General features: G+C 68.2%; 9 protein-coding genes and 2 tRNA genes. 8 read left to right on the forward strand and 3 right to left on the reverse strand.

Annotation, left to right across the window (positions count from 1 at the left end; genetic code table 11):
* Positions 1–54 precede the first annotated feature (54 nt).
* The 8 genes from D1J51_RS12810 to D1J51_RS12845 all read left to right on the forward strand — a co-directional run bounded on the left by D1J51_RS12810 (position 55) and on the right by D1J51_RS12845 (position 7,384).
* Positions 55–1,047 carry a substrate-binding domain-containing protein gene (locus D1J51_RS12810; RefSeq protein WP_162903822.1) on the forward strand — a complete coding sequence of 331 codons (993 nt, stop codon included), beginning with the start codon at positions 55–57 and terminating at the stop codon, positions 1,045–1,047.
* Entirely contained in the window at positions 1,037–2,107 is a 1,071-nt protein-coding gene (locus D1J51_RS12815; protein WP_119075777.1) for a Gfo/Idh/MocA family protein, read from the forward strand. The genes D1J51_RS12810 and D1J51_RS12815 overlap by 11 nt, the downstream gene beginning before the upstream one ends.
* Positions 2,104–2,940 carry a sugar phosphate isomerase/epimerase family protein gene (locus D1J51_RS12820; RefSeq protein WP_162903823.1) on the forward strand — a complete coding sequence of 279 codons (837 nt, stop codon included), beginning with the start codon at positions 2,104–2,106 and terminating at the stop codon, positions 2,938–2,940. Before D1J51_RS12815 ends, D1J51_RS12820 begins: the two co-directional genes overlap by 4 nt.
* Positions 2,930–3,727 carry a glucose-6-phosphate isomerase family protein gene (locus tag D1J51_RS12825; protein WP_119075779.1) on the forward strand — a complete coding sequence of 266 codons (798 nt, stop codon included), beginning with the start codon at positions 2,930–2,932 and terminating at the stop codon, positions 3,725–3,727. The genes D1J51_RS12820 and D1J51_RS12825 overlap by 11 nt, the downstream gene beginning before the upstream one ends.
* Before the next feature lie 8 nt (positions 3,728–3,735).
* A complete protein-coding gene (locus D1J51_RS12830) occupies positions 3,736–4,716 on the forward strand; it encodes an alpha/beta hydrolase (RefSeq protein WP_162903824.1) in 981 nt (326 codons plus the stop codon).
* Positions 4,713–5,432 carry an aspartate/glutamate racemase family protein gene (locus tag D1J51_RS12835; RefSeq protein WP_119075782.1) on the forward strand — a complete coding sequence of 240 codons (720 nt, stop codon included), beginning with the start codon at positions 4,713–4,715 and terminating at the stop codon, positions 5,430–5,432. Before D1J51_RS12830 ends, D1J51_RS12835 begins: the two co-directional genes overlap by 4 nt.
* Positions 5,433–5,993: 561 nt before the next feature.
* The gene (locus D1J51_RS12840; RefSeq protein ID WP_119075784.1) at positions 5,994–6,689 is read left to right on the forward strand and encodes a winged helix-turn-helix domain-containing protein; all 696 of its coding nucleotides are present in this window, start codon (positions 5,994–5,996) and stop codon (positions 6,687–6,689) included.
* Positions 6,690–6,802: 113 nt separating this feature from the next.
* Entirely contained in the window at positions 6,803–7,384 is a 582-nt protein-coding gene (locus D1J51_RS12845) for a DUF4870 domain-containing protein (RefSeq protein WP_119075785.1), read from the forward strand.
* Positions 7,385–7,431: 47 nt separating this feature from the next.
* Here the strand turns inward: D1J51_RS12845 and D1J51_RS12850 are convergent, their stop codons facing one another.
* From D1J51_RS12850 to D1J51_RS12860, 3 genes are all read right to left on the reverse strand, one after another.
* Complete coding sequence (locus D1J51_RS12850) at positions 7,432–7,821, reverse strand: TIGR02611 family protein (protein WP_240423232.1); 390 nt, start codon at positions 7,819–7,821, stop codon at positions 7,432–7,434.
* Positions 7,822–8,007: 186 nt separating this feature from the next.
* Positions 8,008–8,081, reverse strand: a tRNA-Met gene (locus D1J51_RS12855).
* Positions 8,082–8,109: 28 nt separating this feature from the next.
* A tRNA-Thr gene (locus D1J51_RS12860) sits at positions 8,110–8,181 on the reverse strand.
* Positions 8,182–8,312 lie beyond the last annotated feature (131 nt).

The raw sequence follows: 8,312 nt of genomic DNA on the forward strand, positions 1-8,312 counted from the left end.
TCCATCAACCCGACAATCGATTCCCATCCAATCAATGAAGCTATGGAGTGAATGATGAATAAGAAGCACCTTCGCGGCGCGTCCCTTCTCGGGATCGCGGCCCTCGTCGCCGGTCTCGCCGGTTGCAGCGGAAGCGACACCGGCAGCGGTGACGACTCCGGTGGCGACGCCAAGGGCGAGTTCCGCATCGCCCTCGTCACCGGGCTCGTCTCGCAGCCCTTCTACGTCGACATGCAGCGCGGCGCGGAGGCCGAGGCCAAGAAGCTGGGCGTCGAACTCCAGTACGAGGGGGCCTCCCAGTGGGATCCCTCCGTGCAGATCCCCGTTTTCGACTCGGTGCGCGCCACCAAGCCCGACTTCCTCCTCGCCGTGCCCGTGAACGATGAGGCTCTGCTCGGCCCGCTCCAGCAGTTCACCGACGAGGGCATCCCCGTCGCGACGGTGGACACGGACCTCGCCGACAAGTCCGGCCGCCTGGTCAACATCAGCTCGGACAACTACGCGGGCGGAGAGCTCGCGGCCGAGGCCGCGGCCGAGGCGATCGGCGAGAAGGGCAAGGTCGGCCTGCTCTGCTACAACCCCGGCATCACCGTGAACGATCAGCGCCGTGAGGGCTTCGAGAAGAAGCTCGCCGAGTACCCCGACGTCGAGTACGTGGGCAACCAGCTGATGAACACCTCCTCCGAGACCGATCAGGCGCTTCCGCCCTTCCTGCGCTCGAACCCCGACCTCGACGCGCTCGTCACGTGCGACGGCAACAGCGGATCCCGCTCGGTCGCGATCCTCGGCGAGGCGAACTCGGATGTGAAGCTCGTCAGCTTCGACGTCGACGCAGACCTCATGACCGCGTTGAAGGCCGACGCCATCTCGGCGCTCATCGCGCAGTCGTCCGAGGAGATGGGGGCGCTCTCGGTGCGCTGGGCATTCGAGTACCTCTCGGGTGATAAGCCCTCGCAGGACGATGTGACCCTGCCCTTCGTGAAGGCGACGAAGGACAACCTCTCCGATCCCGACGTGCAGAAAGCAGTCGGCTCGTATGACAAGTAACAGCGGCGGTGCCCGCATCGGCATAGTCGGTGCGGGCACCATCACACAGAACGTCCACATCCCGGCCATCCAGCGCCTGCCCGGGGAGGTCGAACTCGTCGCGATAGCCGACATGGAGCGCTCGGTGCTCGACCAGGTGGCGACCGCCAACCGCATCCCCGACACCTACACCGACTATCGCGAGATGTTCGCCCGGCCCGATATCGACGCGGTGATGCTGATGGTCGGCGACCCGCTCCACGTGCCGCTCGCGATCGAGGCGATCGAGGCGGGGAAGGACGTGTTCGTGGAGAAGCCGATGGGCACCACGGTGGAGGAGTGCCTGCGCCTCCGCGACGCGGTGCGGGCCTCCGATCGCTTCGTGCAGATCGGCAATATGCGCCGCTACGACGCCGGCGTTGCCTTCGCCCGACACGCGGTCGCGGAGCTCATCGGCGAGGTCCAGTCCTTCGACGCCTGGGCGCGCTGCGCGTCCTCGGACTTCTCGAACTCCGCGGGCGCCTACCTTCCGACCATTCGTCCCGCCGGTTACGCGCGGCCGGACTGGAAGCTCGACAGGCCGAAGTACGCGCTCGACGCGCACTCGTCCCACCTGTTCGATCACATCCGGTACGTCGTTGGGGCGCCGCAGACGCTGTCGGCGATCCGCGGCCAGCGCGGTGAGAACTACTCCTGGCAGGGGCTCATGGATCTCGGAGACGGCGGGGTCGGTCGTTTCGAGCTCACCTACGAGACCGCGGCGCCGTGGTCGGAGGGACTCATGGTCTACGGCACCCGCGGCACCGTCACCCTCGAGATGTCGCCGGTCGCCGAGCACCGCCCGAGTCGAGTGGAGGTCTTCGACACGGAGTCGAACAGGTTCATCACACCGTATCTCATAGGGGAGGCGAGCATGTATCTCAATCAGATGCGCGGTTTCGGTCGCGCCGTGCGCCGGGAGGAGCCGCCGCGTTCGACCGTCGACGACGGGCTCGCGGTGGTGATGGACATCGCCGCGACTCGACAGGCGGTCGACACCGGCGCGTCGGTGCGGATCGAGGATCTGGAGGTGCGCTCGTGAGCATCGGCATCTTCAGCCGGACCTTCGCGGTGGCGGATCCGGACGACGCCTTCGCCGCGGCGAAGGCCGCCGGATACGACGGCGTCCACCTGAACCTCGCCACGATCGACACCGGTCTCTCCCCAGCGGGCTTCGATGATCGGATCGCCGATCTCGTGCGCCGTCTCTCGGGGAAGTGGGATCTGGAGCTCTACGGAATCTCCGCGAGCTACAACATCGCGCACCCCGACCCGGCAGACCGGCGTCGCGCCGTCGACGATGTGCTGCGCACCATCGAGGCGGCGCCGTCGATGGGGATCGACTTCGTCTCGCTGTCCACCGGCAGCCGATCGGTCGAGAGCACCTGGCGATACCACCCCGACAACGCGACCGATGAGGCCTGGGCGGATGCCAGGAGCTCGCTCGAGCAACTCGCGGCTTCAGCCGAGCGCGTCGGCGTCCGTCTCGGCGTCGAACCCGAGCCCGCGAATGTCGTCGCGGATGCCCGACTCGGTCTGCAGATGCTCGACGAGGTCGGCAGCGACGCGGTTCGCATCATCCTCGATCCGGCGAATCTCCTCTTCGCAGGGGACGGCCTGAATCGGCAGTCGGAGGTGCTCGAGGAGGCGTACGAACTGCTCGGCGACCGCACCGATGTCGTGCACGCCAAGGAGATCGGCGACGGCGAGGAGATCGCCGCCGGCGACGGTCCGATCGACTTCGGCATCGTCTTCGCGCTCACGGCGGCGCTGGGTCGCGACGTGCCCGTGATCGCCCACAACCTCTCGGCCGACGACGCTGCGCGCACGGCCGAGTTCATCCAGGAAGGAATGGTCAAAGCTCATGACTCATGAGGCACCCCTGCTCACCGAGGGCATCGACATGCGGCTCGACGGGGAACGGCTCGTCTTCGGCGACGACGTCCACATCACCCGGTCCGGTCAGCGCAAGGTCTCGGCGATGTCCCACATGTTCGATGCCGCGGACGAGAGCGACGACTCGATCCTCTACGACACCTTCGTGGACGTCTGGGAGGAGCGGGACCACGACGCCTTCGGCGGCGGCAAGCTCGGATACTCCCTCACGTCGATCCGCGCGCTCCCCGTGGGGGAGGAGTCGCCGAAGACGCACGGGCACGTGCACACCCCGAAACCCGACGGCTTCCCGCCGGCCGAAGCCTACGAAGTGCTCAACGGATCGGGTGTGTTCATCATGCAGGACATGCACGACGGGCCGGAGACGACCTTCGCCGTCGCGGTGCACGCGAACGTGGGGGACGTCGTCGTGATCCCCGGCGCGCTCTATCACTGCAGCGTGAACGCAGGAACGGAGCGCTTCGTCTTCTCCGACCTCTGCCGGCGGGGCATGAGCGACTACTACCAGCACGTGCACGACGCGGGAGGCTTCTCCTACAAGCGCCGCGCAGACGGCGACTTCGTCGCCAACTCGAACTACGCCTCGCTCCCCGAACTCGAGCACGTCACGGCCGAGGAATGGAGCGGGCGCAGGATCCCCCCGCTCTACCGGACGCTGCGCGACGACCCGGCGTCCCTGGAGTGGCTCCGGGATCGCGAGGCCTTCGTGCGGGAGTTCCCCCGCCTCGCCGACTTCGCCTACCCCGTCGGCCTGGCCCGGCTGTAGGGAGAACGATGCCGCACTGGGAACGCCTCCGCATCGACAGCCACGCGCTCGCGGGAAACCTCCTCGGGGACTCCCCTGAACGCGAGGTCGCCGTCTACCTGCCGCCGAACGTCGAGCAGCGGCCTCCTCGATCGCTCGTCCTGCTGCTCCACGGCTACGCGCAGCGGGCCGACACCTGGACCTGGCCCACCTACCTGCGCTCGGGGCGCACCCGCGCGTCGTTCGGCGAACTGCTCGACGGCCTTGCCGCAGCGGGCGAGGATCTCCCGATCGTCGCCGTGCCCGACGGGTGGACGAGCTACGGCGGCAGCCAGTGGATCGACTCGCCGGTGCACGGCGACTTCCAGCGCTACCTCTCGGAGGAGGTCGTGCCCGCGCTGCTCGAGCGCTTCCCGTCGCTGGAGGCCGACCGCCTGGGCGTGATCGGCTACTCATCGGGCGGCCTCGGCGCCTGGGAGTTCCTGCACCGCAACAGCGGTCGGGTGGCTGCCGCGGCACTGCTGTGCGCGTCGGGCAACTTCGAGCTCACCTCGCGGGGCACGGTGCGCAACTACCTCCTGTCGACGGGGCGCTCGGGTCCGACCGGACCGGTGGAGGGCGACGAGTCGAGCTGGCTCGCCCACGCGCTCGGAGCCGCCTACTCGCCGAACCCCGAGGCCCCGTTCTACGTTGACCTGCCGTTCGACACCCGCACGGGTGTGCTCCGCGAGGAGATCTGGCAGCGATGGCTCTCCTTCGACCCCGTCGTGAACGTCGGCGACCGTGTCGCCTCGCTCGAGCGGCTCGAGTATCTGCTCCTCGACGCCGGGGACCGAGACGGCACCGGTGCGCAGTTCGCGCACCGCGCCCTCTCGAAGAGACTCGCCGAACTCGGCATCGCGCACGAGGCGCGGGAGTTCGAGGGCTTCCACTCGGATCAGGGCATCCAGCGGGCGGCACTCGCCGTCCGCGATCTCACCAGCGCACTCGGCGAGGAGGCCGGCTCATGACGAACGTGCTCCACGGGGGACGCCACTTCTACGGATTCGACATCGGCGTGCTCGTACTCGACAACTCCAACCCCCGCCCCCTGGGGGATATCGGCAACGCGCAGACCTGGGACTTCCCGATCCTCTACGAGGTCGTCGAGTCCGCGAGCGCGCAGCACGTCGTGGAAGAGGGTGCTGCGGGCCTGCTCCCGGCATTCATCGAGGGCGCCCGCAAGCTCGAGCGTCTCGGCGTGAAGGCGATCCTCACGAGCTGCGGATTCCTCGCGGTGTTCCAGCGCGAGCTGGCGGCCGCGGTGGGGGTGCCGGTGGCGACGTCGAGCCTGCTGCAGCTCCCGCTCGCGCTGCAGGCCGTGAGCCCCGAGCGCAAGATCTGCGTGCTCACCATCAACGGGGAGAAGCTCACGCGCGAGTACTTCGAGAGCGTCGGCGTGCGGGAGGAGGACATGGACCGGATCACGGTGGTCGGGCTGGAGCACTCGGAGATGCTCTACTCGGCGCTCATCCTGCGCTCCGGAGTGCTCGACGTCGACGTGGCGCGCGCCGACATGGTCGCCGCCGCGCGCGGCGCGGTCGATGCGGACGACTCGATCGGAGCCTTCGTCATGGAGTGCACGAACATGCCGCCCTACACCGAAGCCGTGCGCGCGGCGACCGGGCTGCCGGTGTGGGACGTGGTGACGCTCGGCAACACGCTGTATCGGGCCGTGAGCGGCTGATCACGCGGTGGCCCGCTGGCGGTCCGCCCCCGCCGAGTCGCTGTCCTGCGCCCGAATCCCTATCGAAATCACGCGATTCCGATAGGGATTCGGCGTTTGGGCAGCGATTCGGCGTCGGCGCGGGTAGCGGCCGGCGCGAGGCGGGGTAGGGAACCGGCCCGGCGCGGCCCGGCGCGGCCCGGCCCAGCGAGGCGAGGGAACCCGGCATCCCGCGCTTGACACGGATCGCAATGCTTTGCTTAACTATCCGTTATGCATGACACCATTCGCACCCAGTCCGCCTTCGAGGTGAACTTTGGGCAGACCGGCATGATGATGGCCGGTCGAGGTGACATGTGCTGTCGAATGTGCATGTGAGCGAATTCCGGATCTCGTTCCATCCGTCGCGAACCGAACGACCTCTGCGGCTCCACTTCTGCGATCCGCGCGAGTCTCAGGGCTGATCACCAGCCCGCTCGCACACCTCCGCGCATCAGCGCAACGCATCCGCATCGCGGCCCGATCTGAACGGCCGCCCGGCTGCGAGCACCGCACGACAGCATCTCGAAGGACATCATCATCATGAGCACCATCACCCAGACCCTCCGCTCCGCCCGCCCCGACCTCGCAGCCCAGCTGCCGCCCCAGGCGGTCCCCGAACGAAACGTGCCCGAGGGCACCGAGGTGCGCGGCTTCGCCCTCTACGTCGGCCTCGCCGACGACAAGATCGCCGAGGGCGATCCCAAGCTGGGAGCCATCGTCACCCGCATCAAGCAGCTCGTCGCCGAGCTCGCGCCCGCTGCCGAGACGTACGCTGCGGTGGCGCTCGCCCCCGAGGGCACCGGCGGCCGCGATGTCGACGTCGTGCGCCTCGCGCTCGGCGATCCCGCCGCGCACGCCCGCCAGAAGCAGCACGAGGCCGCCGCCGAGGACCGCGCGGCGAGCGGCGTGATCCTCGACCTCTCGCGCAAGCGGGTGCTGCTCGACAACGTGCCTGCCGCGCTCACCTTCCGCGAGTTCGAGCTGCTGCAGTACCTCGTGCTGCGCGAGGGCCGCACCATCAGCCGCGAAGAGCTCATCTCCGGCCTGTGGGCCGATGCTCCCGCCGAGGAGGTGCCGAGTGAGCGCACCATCGACGTGCATATCCGCCGCCTGCGCGTGAAGCTCGCGCAGTACCAGGATATCGTGCGCACGGTGCGGGGCACCGGCTACCGCTTCGACCGTCACGCCGACGTGTCGATCCTGCACACCTCCGGCCCGAGCCCGGACGCGTTCTGATCGGCTGTTCCGCGGCGGGGCCGCTCCGAGCTGTGCCGGGCTTTGCTTCTTTCGCGCGCCTGCAAGCTGCGGTAACGTCGTAGCAGAAGGCAGTTTCAAGGATGGAGACCGACATGACCACGTTGCCCCCTGAGGGTCAGGACGGCCAGGAGACCGGCGGACAGCCCACCAGTGATGCTCCGCCGTCGGCGCCGACGCCGCCGACGGCTCCCTCGCAGCCCGGCGCGGCTTCGCAGCAGCCCCAGTACCAGACGCCTCCGCCTCCGCAGCAGCCCCAGTACCAGGCGCCGCCTCCGGGCGGCTACCAGCAGCCGCCGGCCGGATATGCCCAGCCCGCGGTGAATCCGGTCAGCAACCTGCAGCTGAACTACTGGCTATCGGTGTTCTTCAGCTGGATCCCTGCGCTCATCTTCTTCCTCGTCGACAAGGAGAAGGGCGATCAGCGGCTGCGAGCGCTGCACGCGGCGAACCTGAACTTCTCGCTGCTGCGCATCGGCGCCATCATCGCGGGATACATCGTGTTCTTCATCTTCGTGTTCATCCCCTACATCGGTGCGCTGATCGGCTGGCTCGTCCTGATGGCGGTGTGGATCGTGCCGTTCATCTTCCACATCATGGCGGCGACGAAGGTTTCCCAGGCCTATCAGAGCGGGCAGACCGATCCGTTCATCTTCAACATCCCGCTCGTCAAGTAGGCGCGTCGGCGGTCGAACGGCCCGGGCTTCGGCCCGGGCCGTTTCGTCTAGGCCTCGTGCTGCGCACCGCGCCCGCGCCGGGCTGCTCCCGCGCGCTGTTCTCTGCGCTCGCGGCGCGCCGCGCGCCACAGGTTCCACCGCTCCCAGAACCGGGCCAGCACGCGCCGCAACCAGGCCAGCAGGCGCCTGGCCCAGTGGTACTCCGTGCCGAGGATCGTGAGGCCGATGAACACGATGAGCCAGCCCGGCCCCGGCAGGGGAACGAGGATCAGCCCGACGACCACGACGAGCACGCCCAGCACGGTGACCGCAACCTTGTAGGCCGTGTTGAGCCATGGGCGGCGGCGGATCGCCCGGCGCCAGCCGTCCACGATGCGCCCGAACCGCAGGCTGAGTCGATGGGCGCGCTCCGCGTCGTCGGCATACGGGTCGGTCATGCACTCGAGAATACGACGGGCTGCTGGCATTCGGCCGGGTGCGGCGTCGGAGGGGTTCTCGGAGCAGCGCCGTTGTCGAGCAGCAGGGTCGTGCTGGGCAGCCCGGGGCAGGCTCGCCTGGGGCAGAGCCGCTCCGCGAACGAGGAAGCCCCCGGCCGAACCGGGGGCTTCCTTCGTGACTCTCCGTAGCTGAGGCGGGGCTCGATCCCGCGACCTCACGATTATGAGTCGTGCGCTCTAACCAGCTGAGCTACTCAGCCATGCGGCCCGAAGAGCCCAGAGAGTCAGAGCCCCGAGCCAGGATTGAACTGGCGACCCCTTCCTTACCATGGAAGTGCTCTACCACTGAGCTATCGGGGCGCGGCCACCCTGCGGTGACAACCGTTAGAGAATAGCACTTTTTGCGGGGCCATGCGAAATCCGAGCGTACCGGACACGTCCCTCTCTGGGCCTAGGCTAGTGGTGTGTCCCGTAAATAGATACTTATTTGC

The sequence above is a fragment of the Leucobacter sp. wl10 genome (genome assembly GCF_003569785.1).
Classification (GTDB): domain Bacteria; phylum Actinomycetota; class Actinomycetes; order Actinomycetales; family Microbacteriaceae; genus Leucobacter.

Bases quoted from the DNA above. Each gene is read 5' to 3' on its own strand.
- D1J51_RS12850 (WP_240423232.1), bottom strand. From the start codon at position 7,821: ATGACCGACCCGTATGCCGACGACGCGGAGCGCGCCCATCGACTCAGC.
- D1J51_RS12815 (WP_119075777.1), top strand. From the start codon at position 1,037: ATGACAAGTAACAGCGGCGGTGCCCGCATCGGCATAGTCGGTGCGGGC.
- D1J51_RS12810 (WP_162903822.1), top strand. From the start codon at position 55: ATGAATAAGAAGCACCTTCGCGGCGCGTCCCTTCTCGGGATCGCGGCC.
- D1J51_RS12835 (WP_119075782.1), top strand. From the start codon at position 4,713: ATGACGAACGTGCTCCACGGGGGACGCCACTTCTACGGATTCGACATC.
- D1J51_RS12830 (WP_162903824.1), top strand. From the start codon at position 3,736: ATGCCGCACTGGGAACGCCTCCGCATCGACAGCCACGCGCTCGCGGGA.
- D1J51_RS12845 (WP_119075785.1), top strand. From the start codon at position 6,803: ATGACCACGTTGCCCCCTGAGGGTCAGGACGGCCAGGAGACCGGCGGA.
- D1J51_RS12825 (WP_119075779.1), top strand. From the start codon at position 2,930: ATGACTCATGAGGCACCCCTGCTCACCGAGGGCATCGACATGCGGCTC.
- D1J51_RS12840 (WP_119075784.1), top strand. From the start codon at position 5,994: ATGAGCACCATCACCCAGACCCTCCGCTCCGCCCGCCCCGACCTCGCA.